Here is a 15,518-nt window from a genome sequence, read left to right as displayed (position 1 = left end):
CAGATCCGTTTTCCGTTCCGTTTCCGGTCCGAATTCCGTTTCCGGCCCCCTGTCGGAGCGGGGTGTTTCGCGCCTTCCGGCGTGTCCACCACTTTAGCGAATTTCCCGCTCAGCTCCTAATCGGAGCCCCAGGGCATGATTTCGCGCAGCGAAATAGGACCCGGTTGGGGAAGTGTCAGTAGTGGTTGGCCACCTGGGGCTGCCGTGACCCGACCTGATGGTCGTGCCGACAGCGCTGCCCGTCTCAAGCGGCTCGGGCTACGTTAGGCCCCGGACCGACCGGAGTCAAGTTTCCACCTGACGGCGCGTCGGACCGCGGCGTCTCGGAGTGTGCGCCCGGTACGGGCTGACCGAGGGATCGCCCTCGATCCAGAAGCGCCACGGATGGGTGGCGCCCTCGCCGCCGACTCCCGTGCGGGGGCCGCTGAGCACCTGTTCGGGCCGGGCGGGGCAGCCGGTGAGTATCTCCAGCGGTGCCTGGGAACCCGCACACACATCGGTGCCGTCCAGCCGGCGGTCGACACCGAGTGCCGTGGCCAGCCGGGCGGGCCCCTTGGCCAGTTCGTGGTCGTTGCGTGCCTTGGGCCGACGCTCATGGGCGTGCTCGTGTCCGTACAGCACCTCCCCCGCGCGCAGCAGGACCCCGCTCGGGGAGCCCTCCGGTCCGCAGACGAGGTTGAGGCAATGCCACATGCCGTAGGTGAAGTAGACATACGCATGGCCCGGGGGGCCGAACATCACGGCGTTGCGCTCGGTGCGGCCGCGATAGGCGTGCGAGCCGGGATCGGCCGGGCCCGCGTACGCCTCGACCTCGGTCAGGCGCAGCCCGATCGGGCCCTCGGGGGTGCGGCGGACGAGGGTGCGACCGAGCAGGTCCGGGGCGACCTCCAGGACCGGGCGGTCGAAGAAGGTGCGGGCCAGCGGCGTGCGGTCGGGTCCATCGGTCACTTCGGCTCCGTCAGTCACGCGGTCCGAGCGTAGTGGAACCGATAGGTGCCGGTGGTTGGAGCGGGGCCGGTGCGCTGTAAGGCTATGAGCTGCGGAACCGCTCGCGGCTGTTCCGCGTATCTACTGTTCAACAGCGATCGATGCGATCGAGTCATGGCGCGAAAGCGTCGGCGCGAATGCGTCTTTGAGAGGGAGAACATGGGCTTCAAGAAGCTGCTCGCGAGTCTGGGTGCCGGTGGCGCCTCGGTGGAGACGGTGCTGACCGAGGAGAACGTCGTCCCGGGTGGCGTCGTACAGGGCGAGGTCCGGATCCAGGGGGGCTCCGTCGCGCAGCAGATCGAGGGGCTCTCCGTCGGCCTTCAAGCCCGGGTCGAGGTGGAGCGGGACGACCAGGAGATCAAGCAGAACATCGAGTTCACCCGGCAGCAGCTGGGTGGCGCGTTCGAGGTGCAGCCGGGTGCGGTGCACGCGGTGCAGTTCGGCCTGGAGATTCCCTGGGAGACTCCGGTCACGACGTTCCTGGGACGTCATCTGACCGGGATGCACGTGGGCGTGACGACGGAGCTGGCGATCGCACGTGCGGTGGACTCGGGGGACCTCGACCCGGTCAATGTGCATCCGCTCCCCGCCCAGCAGGCGATCCTGGACGCGTTCGGTGCGCTCGGTTTCCGGTTCAAGAACGCCGACTTGGAGAAGGGGCACATCCGCGGGACGCGGCAGAAGCTGCCCTTCTACCAGGAGATCGAGTTCCACGCGCCGCAGCAGTACCGGGGGCTCAACCAGGTCGAGCTGTCGTTCGTCGCGGACGACCGCGAGATGGACGTCGTCCTGGAGATGGACAAGAAGCCGGGCCTGTTCAGCTCGGGCAGCGACTCGTACCGGTCCTTCACGGTCGGCCTGGACTCCTATCAGGAGACGGACTGGGCCGCGTATCTGAACCAGTGGCTCGCCGAGGTCGGCGGCAAGCGCAACTGGTTCTGAGCCTTCGCCGGTTCCGAGACCGCACGACGTCCCCGCGGGGCGTGCGCCGGATGCGTCCGGTGCGCGCCCCGCGCGCCGTGTCGCGCCATGTCGCACCGTGTCGCGCTAAGCGTCGTCCGGGCCGTCGTCGTACCAGATGGTCAGCGGTGTGCCGTGGGCGGACCAGTACGTCACGGCGTCGCTGAGGATGTCCGCCGCGATCGCCGCGGCCTCGGGCGCCGCGTCGCGGAACGCGTTCCAGCCACGGACCCGCAGCAGGTAGCCGCTGGGCTCGGCGTCCTCGCCCCACCAGGAGAGATCGGTGAGGCAGTCGGCGAGTGCGTCCCAGTTGTGCCCGTACCACTCGGGGAAGCGCAGGTCCCGGGCGCAGCGCGCGAGGAAGCCGTCCTTGTCGGACACGCCGTCGAGGTGCAGGGGGAGGACGGGGGTCGGGCCGGTCATGGGCGCCATGGTGCCAGCCCGCGGCGGCCGGGTCTCGTTAGGCTGGCCGGACAGCTGATCAACCGCGATCATCAGGAGGTTTTCGACGTGTCCGATCAGAACCGGCGTCCGCTCCCCCATGACTTCCATCCGCCGGTGCCCGCGTTCACCGTGGTGAGCGACGGGGTGGAGGCGGGCGGCACGCTGCCGTCCGCCCAGGTGTACGCGGAGGGGAACACCTCGCCGCAGCTCCGCTGGGAGGGGTTCCCGGAGGGGACCAAGAGCTTCGCGGTCACCTGCTACGACCCGGACGCGCCGACCGGCAGCGGGTTCTGGCACTGGGTGCTGTTCGACATTCCGGCGACCGTGACGGAGCTGCCGACCGGAGCGGGCGGCGGTGACTTCGCGGGGCTTCCCGAGGGTGCCGTGCACGCCCGTAACGACTTCGGCACCCGGGACTTCGGCGGGGCCGCGCCGCCGCCCGGGGACGGGCCGCACCGCTATGTGTTCACGGTGTACGCGGTGGACACCGAGAAGCTGGGCCCGGACGCGGACGCTTCGCCCGCGGTGGTCGGCTTCAACCTGCGGTTCCACACGCTGGGCCGGGCGCATCTGATCGCCGAGTACGAGGTTCCGGCGGCGGGCTGACGCCGCGAAATTGCGTTGTCCCCGGCCGTCCTCCCGGCCAGAGTTGATCCCGGCCCGCCCGCCACGGAGAGGCGGGCGCGGCCGGGATGCGGGAGGTGGTCGGGATGCGCGAGACGCTGGTTCTGAACGCGAGCTTCGAGCCGCTGTCGACGGTGACGCTGCGGCGTGCGGTGGTGCTGGTCCTCCAGGAGAAGGCCGTCGTCGAACGCGCCCATCCCGGGCTGCGGGTGCGCGCCGCGGAGATCGATCTGCCGGTGCCGCGGGTGATCCGGCTGTGCCGTTACGTACGGGTGCCGTTCCGAAGACGTGCTCCGTGGTCGCGGCGCGGGGTGCTGGTGCGGGATCAGCACCGGTGCGCGTACTGCGGGCGGCGGGCGACGACCGTGGACCACGTGGTGCCGCGGTCGCGCGGCGGCGGGGACACCTGGCTGAATACCGTGGCGTCCTGCGCGGAGGACAACCACCGCAAGGCGGACCGGACTCCGGAGCAGGCGGGGATGCGGCTGCTCAACTCGCCGTTCGAGCCGACGCCTTCGGACGCGCTGCTGCTGGCGCTGGGGGCGGCCGGGCGGGACGGGCTGCCGGAGTGGCTGGCGCTGCCCGCCTGAGCGCCCGTAAGCCGCCGGGACGACGGAAGGGCCGGTACCCCGCGGGGTACCGGCCCTTCCGTCGTCGGCGTCAGTCGATCCTGGGCTGCTCGCGGCGCGGGGCGGCCTCCTTGCCGGTGCCCGTCGGGGCGGCCGGGGCGGCGCCGCCGCCGTTCCCGCCGGTCATCGGGCCGAAGTTGCCGATGGCCCCGCCGAGGCCCTTGAGGGCGTCGCCGATCTCGCTGGGCACGATCCAGAGCTTGTTGGCGTCGCCCTCGGCGATCTTCGGCAGCATCTGGAGGTACTGGTAGGAGAGCAGCTTCTGGTCCGGGTCTCCGGCGTGGATGGACTCGAAGACCGTACGGATCGCCTGGGCCTCGCCCTCGGCGCGCAGCGCGGCGGCCTTGGCCTCACCCTCGGCCCGCAGGATCGAGGACTGCTTCTCACCCTCGGCGCGGAGGATCTCGGACTGCCGGACGCCTTCGGCCTGGAGGATCGCGGCGCGCTTGTCGCGGTCGGCGCGCATCTGCTTCTCCATCGAGTCCTGGATGGAGGTCGGCGGCTCGATGGCCTTCAGCTCGACGCGGTTGACGCGGATGCCCCACTTGCCGGTGGCCTCGTCGAGGACGCCGCGCAGCGCCGCGTTGATCTCCTCACGGGAGGTCAGGGTGCGCTCCAGGTCCATGCCGCCGATGATGTTCCGCAGGGTGGTGACGGTCAGCTGCTCGATCGCCTGGATGTAGCTGGCGACCTCGTAGGTGGCGGCCCGGGCGTCGGTCACCTGGTAGTAGATGACGGTGTCGATGTTCACGACCAGGTTGTCCTGGGTGATCACCGGCTGCGGCGGGAACGGGACGACCTGTTCGCGGAGGTCGACGCGGTTGCGGATCGAGTCGATGAACGGGACGACGATGTTGAGGCCCGCGTTGAGGGTGCGCGTATAGCGGCCGAAGCGTTCCACGATGGCGGCACTGGCCTGCGGGATGACCTGGATCGTCTTGATCAGTGCGATGAAGACGAGCACCACCAGGATGATCAGGACGATGATGATCGGTTCCACAGCGGCTCCCCGTGCCCTTCATGCGTGCTTCTGGATGATCGGGATGATCAAGTCCGGTCTTGTGGGTGGAGTCTGTCAGATCGACGGCCGACTCCGCAGCTGAGCGGGGTGGGGCTCAGCTCTTGGTACTACGACGTCTACATGACGACGGCGGTGGCGCCGTCGATCTCGACGACGTCGACCTGCTGGCCCGGTTCATAGGCCTGGTCGGGGTCGAGCGAACGGGCGGACCAGATCTCACCGGCCAGCTTGATGCGGCCGCCGCCGCTGTCGTCGACCCGTTCGAGGACGACGGCCTGTCGGCCTTTCAGCGCCTCGACGCCGCTGCGCAGCCCGGGTTGCTGTTGTCGGCTGCGGACCGCCATCGGGCGGACGACGGCGACCAGCGCGACGGAGACGGCACAGAAGACGATGACCTGGAGCACGACGCCGCCGCCGAGCGCGTCGGTGATCGCACCGGCGACCGCGCCGACCGCGACCATCCCGAATTCGGGCATCGCGGTCAGCACGAGCGGAATGCCCAGTCCTACGGCGGCGATCAGCCACCACACCCACGGATCCACAAGGTCATGGTAGTTCTCATGGTCCGTCGGGGAACAGGGCGCAGTTCGGGGTGCGGAAAGCATGCGCCATGTCCGGGGCGGGGGTTCAGGCCATCGGAGGGCGGTTTCAGGTCAGCGGCAGGCCCTGGGCGGTCCAGCGGTCGCCGTTGCGCTCGACGAGCAGCGGGAGCCCGAAGCAGCGCGAGAGGTTACGGGAGGTCAGCTCCATGTCGATGGGCCCGGCGGTGAGCACCTTGCCCTGACGGATCATCAGCACGTGGGTGAAGCCCGGGGGGATCTCCTCGACGTGATGTGTCACCATGATCATCGACGGCGCGTACGGGTCGCGGGCGAGCCGTCCGAGGCGGCGTACGAGGTCCTCGCGACCCCCGAGGTCGAGCCCTGCCGCCGGCTCGTCGAGAAGCAGCAGTTCGGGGTCGGTCATCATCGCGCGGGCGATGAGGGTGCGCTTGCGCTCACCCTCGGAGAGGGTGCCGAACTTGCGGTCGAGGTATGCGTTCATGCCGAGCCGGTCGAGGAAGGCCCGGGCCCGTGCCTCGTCGACCTGGTCGTAGTTCTCCTGCCAGTGCGCCGTCATGCCGTACGCGGCGGTGAGCACGGTCTGGAGGACGGTCTGGCTGCGCGGCAGCTTGTCGGCCATGGCGATGCCCGCCATGCCGATGCGCGGGCGCAGCTCGAAGACGTCCACGGCGCCGAGCCGCTCGCCGAGGATCCGGGCGGACCCGCCGCTCGGGAAGAGGTAGCTCGACGCGAGGTTGAGCAGGGTGGTCTTCCCGGCGCCATTGGGGCCGAGGATCACCCAGCGCTCCCCTTCTTTGATCGACCAGGAGACCTCGTCCACCAGAGCCCGACCGTCGCGGACCACGGATACGTCCACCAGCTCCAGAACCTCGCTCATGAGCGCGTTGTCTCCCATTGCAGTCTCGAGTGTCGCGTGCGCCTGTGGGCGCAGCCCCCAGAGGAAAACCTACGCCACGCATTGTCGGTGCCAGTCCTTAGGCTGGTCCCATGCTCGATGAACCACGTTCAGGGCGCCTCGCAGCCTGGGGAAATGCCCTTCTCGCCGGACTTGTCTCCCCGGACGACGCCGCGCACCGGATCGCCGGGGAGGACGCGTCGCACCGGGTGGCGGAGCTGCCCGGCGAGTCCGGACCGGTCGGACTGACGCTGGCGCTGGGGCGGCTGAGAGCGCTCGGGGCCAAGGGGCTGCGGGTGGCGCTGCCGATAGCGGGACATCCGCTGGGGCTGAGCGGCCCGCCGGAGTTCAACGAGAAGGCGCTCGACGCGGGCGAGGCGGTGCTGGCCACGGGGGTGGCCCTGGGTCTGGTGCCCGAGGTGTCGGCGGTGGGACCCGAGGGCGATCAGCACATCGAGGTTCTGTGGCGCTGCCTGCCGGTACGGGAGGCGCCTCCGGCGGATGTGCCGTCGCTCGGCGAGGCCGAGCGGGAGCTGGCCGAGGCGCTGCGGGAGGCGACCGAGGTGCTGTCCCGGCTGAACGTGGCCGGGGCCGGTCCGGCCGCCCAGGCGGCGCTGGAGGCGTACCGGGCGCGGGCGGAGCGGGGGCGCGAGGTGCTGGCGCCGGGCTATCCGCCGCGGGCGCTGCGGGTGCTGGAGCTGGCGCAGCGGGTGGGCGCGCTGATCGCCATCGCGTACGCGCCGGGCGGGGACGGCAAGGATCACGGCGGGGCGGTGAGCGCGTCGGAGATCGCGGCCCGGGCGGAGGCACTGCGTCCGGTGGAGCGCACGGCGCGGCGGGCGCAGGTGGCCGCGTACAACGCGTATGTGGAGGAGCTGGAGCGGGGCGGGTCCTGACGCCCCGGGCGCATGCCCGGGCCATGGGGTCGGCCCCGGAGGCGATGCCTCCGGGGCCGGCCGGGGTGGTGCGCGGTGCCTCTGCTCCGAGGGGAGGGCTCAGTCGCAGAAGCTCGGGTTCATGGCCCCGATGACCGAGACGGTGTTGCAGGAGACACCCACCGGCACATGGACGGGCACCTGGGCGTTGTTGCCCGAGACGACACCCGGGGACATCGTCGCCCCGCCGTCGGCCATGGGACCGTCCTGGGCGGAGGCGACACCCGCACCGGCGACGGCAAGACCGCCGGCCGCGATGGTGATGGCAGCGATCCTCTTGATGTTCTTCACTTCTCAAGACCCTTCGTCCATAACGCGTCGCTGCGGCGAATCGCCGCAGTACGCCGTGAAGAACGGCCGGGGGCGGGCGGAGTTGCGCTGTTCGGGTGACATACACACGTTGGTGTGATTGCACGGAGAAACGCTGTTCATGCCCCGATTCCATGGCGTACCGCCCAGAGTGCGGCCTGAGTGCGGTCGGCCAGGTCCAACTTCATAAGAATGTTGGACACATGTGTCTTTACGGTCTTTTCGGACAGTACGAGCCTGCGCGCGATCTCCCGGTTCGACCGGCCGTCCGCGATCAGCCCCAGCACTTCCCGCTCCCGGTCGGTGAGGGAGCCCCCGCGCCCCTGGCCGCCGCCCGCCCCGTCCTGGGAGAGCAGCGCGTCGGCCACCTCGGGCTGGAGCACCACATGCCCGGCGTGGACGGACCGTATGGCGCCGGCGAGGGCGTCCGGGTCCACGTCCTTGTAGACGTAACCGGCCGCGCCCGCGCGCAGGGCGGGGACCACGGTGCGCTTCTCGGTGAAACTCGTCACGACCAGCACCCGGGCCGGGTTGCCCAGGTCACGCAGCTTGCGCAGCGCCTCGATGCCGTCGATGCCGGGCATCTTGACGTCCATCAGGACGATGTCGGGGCGCAGCTCCTCGGCCCGGGCGATGCCCTCCTCCCCGTCCGAGCCCTCGCCGACCACGTCGATGTCGTCCTGGACCTCCAGGAAGGTCCGCAGGCCGCGCCGCACCACCTGGTGGTCGTCGACGAGCAGTACCCGGATCGCCGCTCCGTCCCGTCGCTCACCCACCGGGCACCTCCATCTCGATCACGGTTCCCTTGCCGGGCGCCGACTCCACGGTCAGTCCGCCGCCGACGCCGCTCGCCCGGTCGCGCATCGACACCAGCCCCAGGTGCCGCCCCGCCCGGCGCACGGCCGAGGGGTCGAAGCCGCCGCCGTCGTCGCTCACCCGCAGCAGGGCGCCCTGCCCGTGCCGGGAGAGGGTGACGTCGACCCGGCGGGCGTCGGCGTGGCGCAGCGCGTTGTGGAGGGCCTCCTGGGCGACCCGCAACAGCGCCTCCTCCTGGGCGGCGGGCAGCGCCCGTATGCCGAGGGCCTCGAAGGTGACCCGGGCGGTGTGGGCCCGGTCCAGGACCTGCACCTGGGTGCGCAGGGTCGCGACCAGTCCGTCCTCGTCGAGCGCGGCGGGGCGCAGCTCGACGACGGCGGAGCGCAGCTCGTCGGCGGCCTCGGCGGCGAGGGCCGTGACCTGATGCAGCTCCTCCTTGGCGCGGACCGGGTCGCGGTCCACGAGCGCGGCGGCGGCCTGGGCCGTCAGCCGCAGCGAGAAGAGCTTCTGGGAGACGGCGTCGTGCAGCTCGTGGGCGAGCCGGGCGCGCTCCCCCGCGATGGTCAGCTCGCGGCTGCGCTCGTAGAGCCGGGCGTTGGTGAGGGCGATGGCGGCGTGCTGGGCGAGGATGGCCAGCAGTTCCTCGTCCTCGGCGGTGAAGCCGCAGCCGCCCTCCGGTTTTGCGCAACGCTTGTTGGCCAGGAAGAGCGCGCCGAGGACTTCCTCCCCATCCGCAATGGGAAGTCCAATAAAGTCCGACATGTCCGGATGCTCTGGAGGCCAGCCTTCGAATCGCGGATCCCGCCGGACATCGGCCAGCCGCTGCGGGGTGGCGTCCTCGAGCATCGCGGCGAGGATCCCGTGCTGGCGGGGCAGCGGCCCGATGGCCCTCCATTGCTCGTCACTGACGCCATCTACTACGAACTGGGCAAAACCCCCGTGGTCGTCCGGAACACCCAGCGCCGAGTACTCCGCATCGAGCAGCTCACGGGCGGACACAACGATGGTCTTTAGGACATCCCGGACTTCCAGATGCCTGCTCATCGCGAGGAGCGCGCTGCTCACCCACGCCAGCCCCGCCCCGGCTCCACTGCCCGGCCCTTTGGTCATGGGCCTCACCGTACCGGCGCCGCGGCGGGGTGCGTACAGGCCTTTCGGCAGTGCTTCATTGCGACCCGAGACGTAGTTCGGGACCTAGGCCGAGGGGAGCGGGAGAAGCGCCGGAAGAGGCTGTTACAAGGGCCGGAAATTCAGCCACACTCCGCATTTGCTCGGGCACACCTCGCAATATTAAAGAGCTCGTAATGTGACCCCTGACACAGGACCCACATCACTTACGAACTCGGTTAGTGGATGTTTCAACCCGGGGTGAGCGGGGACGACGCCCGTTCTTCCAGGCAAGGAAGACATACTTATCCACTAAGCAGCATCGTATGTCACACCTTTGCCACAGCATTTTGCGGACGCTAAGAATTTCCCCCAGTCGCACGGCGCCGTAGATCCAGACACGGCGCACAAGGCGCCGATTTGGCCTGCGACACATAGCGATTGGAAGAGGTCTACTCCGCCATGCCCCTGCCGAGCATCTCTGGCTACAACCGCCTGAACAAGAAGACCAAGTACTCCGCCGCCGGCATCGCCGCGGCCGGCGCTGCCGCCATAGCCTTCGCACTCGTCCCCGGTGGCAACGCCGATGCCACGTCGACCGCCAAGGACCTGCCGGCGAAGCCGGTCGCCTTCACCTCGCAGAAGGTCGACAGCAAGGCCCAGCAGGAGGTTCTGCTGAAGCAGGCCGCCCTTACGAGCAAGCAGGCGCAGGCCGAGGCCGCGCAGAAGAAGGCCGCGGAAGCGGCCGCCGCGAAGAAGGCCGCCGCCGAAGCGGCCGCCAAGAAGGCCGCCGCGGAGAAGGCTGCCGCCGCCAAGGCCGCCGCGGCGAAGGCCGCCAAGGAGAAGGCCGCCCAGGAGGCCGCGAGCCGTGCCGCCGCGCGCGCCAAGCTCGCCGCCGCCAAGAAGACCTACCCGAACAACCTCGACGGTTGGATCCGGGAGTCCCTCGACATCATGAAGAAGCACAACATCCCGGGTACCTACAACGGCATCTACAAGAACGTCATCCGGGAGTCCGGCGGTAACCCGCGGGCCATCAACAACTGGGACATCAACGCCCAGAACGGCGTCCCGTCCAAGGGTCTGCTCCAGGTCATCCTCCCGACCTTCCAGGCGTACCACGTCCCGGGCACGCCCTTCGACCAGTACGACCCGGTCGCCAACATCGTCGCCGCGTGCAACTACGCCGCCGACCGGTACGGCTCCATCGACAACGTCAACGGCCCGTACTAAGCCCGGCGTTCACACGCCGAAGGGCGGCGGCACCCCCTGTGTGCGAGGGGTGCCGCCGCCCTTCGGGCCGTACTGCGACGCGTGCCGCTCCGTGCGCTACTTGCGCATGACCTCCGGCTCATGGCGGCGCAGCAGCCGCGCCACCGCGAACGCGCAGATGATGCCGAGCGCCATCAGGATGCCCATGTCGATGGCCCACTGGGCCGTGGTGTGCTCCCACAGCGGGTCGGTGTCCAGCGGCTTCTTGCGGTCCCAGGGCGCCATCAGGTGGCCCGGGCCGGGGCCCAGGTCCAGCGTCGCGCCGACCGCGCCGACCGCCCAGCGGGCGGGCATCAGATACGCGAACTGCTCGATGCCCGGCGATCCGTAGATCTTGAACAGGATGCCGGTGAACACGACCTGGATGATCGCGAACATGACCAGCAGCGGCATGGTCTTCTCGGCGGTCTTCACCAGCGAGGAGATCACCAGGCCGACCATCATCGAGGTGAAGCCGATCGCGATGATGGCCACGCACATCTCGACGGCCGGCGGCATGATCAGCGCCTCTTCGGGCAGCTCACGGGTCGAGAAGCCGATGGCGCTGATGATCACGCCCTGGAAGGCGGTGATCACGCCGAGCACGATCACCTTGGACATCAGATAGGCGGAGCGGGACAGGCCGACGGCCCGTTCCCGTTCGTAGATCACCCGTTCCTTGATCAGTTCTCGTACGGAGTTGGCCGCGCCCGAGAAGCACATGCCGACCACGAGGATCAGGGTGATCGTGCCCGAGTCCTGGTTGAACTGGCCCTTCGGCGCTCTGGTGAAGCCGAAGTCCGACGGGATCACGGTACTGACCGCGCCGAGCACGGCGGGCAGGATCACCATCAGCGCCAAGAAGCCGCGGTCGGAGGCGATGACCGAGACGTAGCGGCGTATCAGCGTCCACAGCTGGGAGCCCCAGCCCTGCGACTTCTGCATCCGCGCGGGCGGCGCCTGCACATCGACGGACTGCGGGGCGACGGCGTCGATGTCCGCGGCGTACATCTGGTAGTGCTGCGAACCGCGCCAGCGGCCCGACCAGTCGTAGTCGCGGTAGTTCTCGAACGCGGAGAAGACGTCCGCCCAGCTGTCGTAGCCGAAGAAGTTGAGCGCCTCGTTCGGCGGGCCGAAGTAGGCCACCGCACCGCCCGGCGCCATCACCAGCAGCTTGTCGCACAGCGCCAGCTCGGCGACCGAGTGGGTGACCACCAGGACGGTACGGCCGTCGTCGGCGAGGCCGCGCAGCAGCTGCATCACGTCGCGGTCCATGCCCGGGTCGAGACCGGAGGTCGGCTCGTCCAGGAAGATCAGCGACGGCTTGGTGAGCAGCTCCAGCGCGACCGAGACCCGCTTGCGCTGACCGCCGGAGAGCGCGGTGACCTTCTTGTCGCGGTGGATGTCGAGCTTCAGCTCGCGCAGCACCTCATCGATCCGGGCCTCGCGCTCGGCCGTCGCGGTGTCGCCGGGGAAGCGGAGCTTGGCGGCGTACCGGAGGGCCTTCTGGACGGTCAGCTCCTTGTGCAGGATGTCGTCCTGCGGGACCAGACCGATGCGCTGACGCAGCTCGGCGAACTGCTTGTACAGGTTCCGGTTGTCGTAGAGGACGTCGCCCTCGTTGGCCGGACGGTAGCCGGTGAGCGCCTTCAGCAGCGTGGACTTGCCGGAGCCGGACGGGCCGATGACCGCGATCAGCGACTTCTCGGGAACGCCGAAGGAGACGTCCTTGAGGATCTGCTTGCCGCCGTCGACGGTGACGGTGAGGTGGCGGGCCGAGAAGGAGACGTCACCGGTGTCGACGAACTCTTCCAGCCGGTCGCCGACCAGCCGGAAGGTGGAGTGGCCGACGCCGACCGTGTCGTTCGGGCCGATCACCTGCTGACGGACCGGCTGACCGTTGACGTACGTACCGTTGTGGCTGCCGAGGTCGCGGATCTCGAAGCGGCCGTCGGGCAGCGCCCGGAACTCGGCGTGGTGGCGGGAGACCTGGAGGTCGGAGACGACCAGCTCGTTCTCCAGCGCACGACCGATGCGCATCACCCGGCCCGCGTCCAACTGGTGGAACGTGGTCGGGCTGCGGTCGCCCTGGCCGGTCCGCGCCTCGCCGGAGCCGCCGGGGCCGCCGCCGTGGCCGTTCTGCGCGTGGTGGTCGCGCGGGTTCTGCTGCTGCGGTACGAACGGCTGCTGCTGCGGGGGCTGCTGCCACCCCTGGGGCTGCGCCGGAGGCTGCTGGCCCTGCTGCGGCCAGCCCGCGCCGGGCTGCTGCTGATACGGCTGCTGCGGGGGCTGCTGGTACTGCTGCGGCGCCTGCTGGGGCTGCTGCTGTGCCTGCTGAGGGGCGCCCATGGCCCCCTGCGGGCTGTACGCGGCGGCACCCGCGCCCGCCCCCGAAACGTTCAGGCGGGGGCCATCGGTGGCGTTGCCGAGATGCACCGCCGAACCTGGACCGATTTCCGTCTGTTGGATTCGCCGGCCTTGCACATAAGTGCCGTTGGTACTGCCGTGATCTTCAACTACCCAACTGCGCCCGCCCCAGCGCACCGTGGCATGCCGCCAGGAGACTCTGGCGTCGTCCAGCACCATGTCGCCCTGTGGGTCACGCCCCACGCTGTATGACCTGGATGGATCAAGCGTCCAGGTTCGTCCGTTCAATTCCAGTACGAGTTCCGGCACTCCATGCCCCACTAGTTGTCCCCCGAGCTACCCCCTGTCAGGGAGTCTAGGGATGGCGAACATCGTGAGGAACTATTTCAGGCTCAGCCGCTTAACCGGAAGTCGGGTTTTGAGCAAGACGGCAACTCGGGCATGTTGGTTCATCCGGAAAACCCCAGAAAGCGGTAAGCGCGCACGGATGGTGCCGACCATGGACGATCCGGGCAACGTGACACGATCATGATCAGCGGCCGGGACGGTGACGCGGTGACGTCCGGCAGATGAACGTTCCCCACCACTTGGCCGTCCACGACGCGGGCTGCCGCGCGCCGGGCGGCGGCGGCCGGATACGGTGGTAAGACCATGAGCGCATCGCAGATTCCTCCTGCCACCGCCGTCCCGGCCGACGGCGATCCCACCCTCCTTGTCAAGATCTTCGGCAAGGACCGTCCCGGCCTCACCGCCGGGCTCTGCGACACCCTCGCCGCGTACGGCGTGGACATAGTCGACATAGAGCAGGTCGTCACCCGGGGCCGCATCGTGCTGTGCGTCCTGGTCACGGCCCCGAAGGGCGACGGGGCGGAGGGAGAGCTGCGGGCCACCGTGCACAGCTGGGCCGAGTCGCAGCGGATGCAAGCCGAGATCATCTCGGGCCGGGGCGACAACCGTCCGCGCGGCACCGGCAGGTCGCACGTCACCGTGCTGGGGCATCCGCTGACCGCCGAGGCGGTGGCCGCGATCGCCTCCCGTATCACCGGCACCGGCGGCAATATCGACCGTATTTTCCGGCTCGCGAAGTATCCGGTGACGGCCGTGGACTTCGAGGTGTCCGGCGCCGAGACGGAGCCGCTGCGCACCGCGCTGGCCACCGAGGCGGCCGACATCGGGGTCGACGTGGCGGTCGTGGCGTCGGGGCTCCAGCGCCGGGCCCAGCGGCTGGTGGTCATGGACGTCGACTCGACGCTGATCCAGGACGAGGTGATCGAGCTGTTCGCGGCCCACGCGGGCTGCGAGGCCGAGGTCGCCGAGGTCACGGCCCGGGCGATGCGCGGTGAGCTGGACTTCGAGCAGTCGCTGCACGCGCGGGTCGCGCTGCTGGCGGGGATCGACGAGTCGGTGGTGGAGAAGGTGCGCGCGGAGGTCCGGCTGACGCCCGGCGCCCGCACCCTGATCCGTACCCTCAAGCGCCTGGGCTACCAGGTGGGCGTGGTCTCCGGCGGCTTCACGCAGGTCACCGATGATCTCCAGGAGCGGCTGGGGCTGGACTTCGCCTCCGCCAACACCCTGGAGATCGTGGACGGCAAGCTCACCGGGCGCGTGATCGGCGAGGTGGTGGACCGGGCGGGCAAGGCCCGGCTGCTGCGACGCTTCGCGGCCGAGGCGGGGGTGCCGCTGGTGCAGACCGTCGCGATCGGTGACGGGGCGAATGACCTGGACATGCTGAACGCGGCCGGGCTCGGGGTCGCCTTCAACGCCAAGCCGGTCGTACGGGAGGCCGCGCACACCGCGGTGAACGTGCCGTTCCTGGACACCGTGCTGTATCTGCTGGGCGTGACCCGCGAAGAGGTCGAGGCCGCGGACGCGCACGAGGAGGACTGACTGCTCCGGTTCCGCCCGTCTCGGTGTTGCAAGGCGGGCGGAACGGTACGGCGGCGGAACGGTAGGGCGGTACGGCGGCGGAAGGGTACGGCGGCGGGCGTTTACTCGTGCGGCGCCCAGAAGTCGTCGAGGCGGCCGACGCCGTGCTCCACCGACTTCCACGAGCCGTTGAAGGTCACCACCGCGATCGCGGAGGTGGGGAAGCCGGTGCGGGCCATCCGCTCCCGGGTGCCCTCCGCGGCCTGGCCCGCGAGGGCGTCGGCGAGGGCGTGCACCCCGGGGTTGTGGCCGACCACCAGCAGGTCGGTGATGTCGTCGGACGTCTCGTTCAGGACCGCGATCAGTTCGCCGAGTGAGGCGTCGTACAGCCGCTCCTCGTAGACCGTCTTGGGGCGCTGGGGCAGCTCGTGGACCACGAGCTTCCAGGTCTCCCGGGTACGCACGGCCGTGGAGCAGAGGGTCAGTTCGGGGACCAGACCGGCTTCGGTGAGCCGGCGCCCGGCGAGTGGGGCGTCCTTGCGGCCGCGCTCCGCGAGCGGCCGCTCATGGTCTGCCACCTCGGGCCAGTCGGCCTTGGCGTGTCGGAGAATGACAATCCTGCGGGGCACATCGACGCTCATGCGTCCCAGCTTCGCATGAAACGGCTGGCGAGGCGCAGGGTGTTGAAACGGTGCTCACCAAAGTGAGCGCACAAAGCGGGTGCCCCCGCGCACCGGAGGGTGC

General features: G+C 69.8%; 16 protein-coding genes. 6 read left to right on the top strand and 10 right to left on the bottom strand.

The window, feature by feature from the left end; genetic code table 11:
* Positions 1-285 precede the first annotated feature (285 nt).
* Entirely contained in the window at positions 286-948 is a 663-nt protein-coding gene (locus tag LCH29_RS12160; RefSeq protein ID WP_446461694.1) for a DNA-3-methyladenine glycosylase, read from the bottom strand.
* Positions 949-1,146: 198 nt separating this feature from the next.
* Between LCH29_RS12160 and LCH29_RS12155 the strand changes: the two genes are divergently transcribed.
* Positions 1,147-1,929, top strand: coding sequence for a sporulation protein (locus LCH29_RS12155; RefSeq protein WP_446461693.1), 783 nt, complete (start codon positions 1,147-1,149; stop codon positions 1,927-1,929).
* 105 nt (positions 1,930-2,034) lie between these two features.
* On the opposite strand, the gene LCH29_RS12150 is transcribed toward LCH29_RS12155, so the two are convergent.
* Positions 2,035-2,370, bottom strand: a complete 336-nt coding sequence (locus LCH29_RS12150) for a barstar family protein (protein ID WP_446461692.1) — start codon at positions 2,368-2,370, stop codon at positions 2,035-2,037.
* Between the two features lie 87 nt (positions 2,371-2,457).
* On the opposite strand from LCH29_RS12150, the gene LCH29_RS12145 reads away from it, so the two are divergent.
* Entirely contained in the window at positions 2,458-2,997 is a 540-nt protein-coding gene (locus LCH29_RS12145; RefSeq protein ID WP_446461691.1) for a YbhB/YbcL family Raf kinase inhibitor-like protein, read from the top strand.
* A 104-nt stretch (positions 2,998-3,101) separates the two neighbouring features.
* On the top strand, positions 3,102-3,605 hold the full coding sequence (locus LCH29_RS12140; RefSeq protein ID WP_446461690.1) for an HNH endonuclease: 504 nt from the start codon (positions 3,102-3,104) through the stop codon (positions 3,603-3,605).
* 70 nt (positions 3,606-3,675) lie between these two features.
* Here the strand turns inward: LCH29_RS12140 and LCH29_RS12135 are convergent, their stop codons facing one another.
* The 3 genes from LCH29_RS12135 to LCH29_RS12125 all read right to left on the bottom strand — a co-directional run bounded on the left by LCH29_RS12135 (position 3,676) and on the right by LCH29_RS12125 (position 6,105).
* The gene (locus tag LCH29_RS12135; protein WP_123103165.1) at positions 3,676-4,644 is read right to left on the bottom strand and encodes an SPFH domain-containing protein; all 969 of its coding nucleotides are present in this window, start codon (positions 4,642-4,644) and stop codon (positions 3,676-3,678) included.
* A 137-nt stretch (positions 4,645-4,781) separates the two neighbouring features.
* Entirely contained in the window at positions 4,782-5,207 is a 426-nt protein-coding gene (locus tag LCH29_RS12130; protein WP_009718995.1) for an NfeD family protein, read from the bottom strand.
* Positions 5,208-5,313: 106 nt separating this feature from the next.
* The gene (locus LCH29_RS12125) at positions 5,314-6,105 is read right to left on the bottom strand and encodes an ABC transporter ATP-binding protein (RefSeq protein ID WP_446461689.1); all 792 of its coding nucleotides are present in this window, start codon (positions 6,103-6,105) and stop codon (positions 5,314-5,316) included.
* A 110-nt stretch (positions 6,106-6,215) separates the two neighbouring features.
* On the opposite strand from LCH29_RS12125, the gene LCH29_RS12120 reads away from it, so the two are divergent.
* A complete protein-coding gene (locus LCH29_RS12120) occupies positions 6,216-7,019 on the top strand; it encodes a hypothetical protein (RefSeq protein ID WP_446461688.1) in 804 nt (267 codons plus the stop codon).
* A gap of 99 nt (positions 7,020-7,118) precedes the next feature.
* On the opposite strand, the gene LCH29_RS12115 is transcribed toward LCH29_RS12120, so the two are convergent.
* From LCH29_RS12115 to LCH29_RS12105, 3 genes are all read right to left on the bottom strand, one after another.
* A complete protein-coding gene (locus LCH29_RS12115; protein ID WP_446461687.1) occupies positions 7,119-7,349 on the bottom strand; it encodes a chaplin in 231 nt (76 codons plus the stop codon).
* Positions 7,350-7,486: 137 nt separating this feature from the next.
* Positions 7,487-8,143, bottom strand: a complete 657-nt coding sequence (locus LCH29_RS12110) for a response regulator (RefSeq protein WP_446461686.1) — start codon at positions 8,141-8,143, stop codon at positions 7,487-7,489.
* Complete coding sequence (locus LCH29_RS12105; protein WP_446461685.1) at positions 8,136-9,293, bottom strand: GAF domain-containing sensor histidine kinase; 1,158 nt, start codon at positions 9,291-9,293, stop codon at positions 8,136-8,138. Before LCH29_RS12105 ends, LCH29_RS12110 begins: the two co-directional genes overlap by 8 nt.
* A gap of 459 nt (positions 9,294-9,752) precedes the next feature.
* Between LCH29_RS12105 and LCH29_RS12100 the strand changes: the two genes are divergently transcribed.
* Positions 9,753-10,523: a transglycosylase SLT domain-containing protein gene (locus LCH29_RS12100; protein WP_446461684.1), complete on the top strand. Its 771-nt coding sequence runs from the start codon at positions 9,753-9,755 to the stop codon at positions 10,521-10,523.
* Positions 10,524-10,619: 96 nt separating this feature from the next.
* Here the strand turns inward: LCH29_RS12100 and LCH29_RS12095 are convergent, their stop codons facing one another.
* Positions 10,620-13,229: an FHA domain-containing protein gene (locus LCH29_RS12095; protein ID WP_446461683.1), complete on the bottom strand. Its 2,610-nt coding sequence runs from the start codon at positions 13,227-13,229 to the stop codon at positions 10,620-10,622.
* 330 nt (positions 13,230-13,559) lie between these two features.
* Here LCH29_RS12095 and serB point away from each other — a divergent pair, with 330 nt between their 5' ends.
* A complete protein-coding gene (gene serB, locus LCH29_RS12090; RefSeq protein ID WP_009718987.1) occupies positions 13,560-14,795 on the top strand; it encodes a phosphoserine phosphatase SerB in 1,236 nt (411 codons plus the stop codon).
* Between the two features lie 101 nt (positions 14,796-14,896).
* On the opposite strand, the gene LCH29_RS12085 is transcribed toward serB, so the two are convergent.
* On the bottom strand, positions 14,897-15,415 hold the full coding sequence (locus LCH29_RS12085; protein ID WP_063731852.1) for a SixA phosphatase family protein: 519 nt from the start codon (positions 15,413-15,415) through the stop codon (positions 14,897-14,899).
* Positions 15,416-15,518: the final 103 nt, after the last annotated feature.

It is taken from the genome of Streptomyces sp. BRA346 (genome assembly GCF_052851135.1).
Note: the sequence above shows the minus strand (reverse complement) of the source record. Positions and strands in the feature narration are given on the sequence as shown.

Bases quoted from the DNA above. Each gene is read 5' to 3' on its own strand.
- LCH29_RS12085 (WP_063731852.1), bottom strand. From the start codon at position 15,415: ATGAGCGTCGATGTGCCCCGCAGGATTGTCATTCTCCGACACGCCAAG.
- LCH29_RS12120 (WP_446461688.1), top strand. From the start codon at position 6,216: ATGCTCGATGAACCACGTTCAGGGCGCCTCGCAGCCTGGGGAAATGCC.
- LCH29_RS12125 (WP_446461689.1), bottom strand. From the start codon at position 6,105: ATGAGCGAGGTTCTGGAGCTGGTGGACGTATCCGTGGTCCGCGACGGT.
- serB (WP_009718987.1), top strand. From the start codon at position 13,560: ATGAGCGCATCGCAGATTCCTCCTGCCACCGCCGTCCCGGCCGACGGC.
- LCH29_RS12150 (WP_446461692.1), bottom strand. From the start codon at position 2,370: ATGACCGGCCCGACCCCCGTCCTCCCCCTGCACCTCGACGGCGTGTCC.
- LCH29_RS12100 (WP_446461684.1), top strand. From the start codon at position 9,753: ATGCCCCTGCCGAGCATCTCTGGCTACAACCGCCTGAACAAGAAGACC.
- LCH29_RS12155 (WP_446461693.1), top strand. From the start codon at position 1,147: ATGGGCTTCAAGAAGCTGCTCGCGAGTCTGGGTGCCGGTGGCGCCTCG.
- LCH29_RS12105 (WP_446461685.1), bottom strand. From the start codon at position 9,293: ATGACCAAAGGGCCGGGCAGTGGAGCCGGGGCGGGGCTGGCGTGGGTG.
- LCH29_RS12140 (WP_446461690.1), top strand. From the start codon at position 3,102: ATGCGCGAGACGCTGGTTCTGAACGCGAGCTTCGAGCCGCTGTCGACG.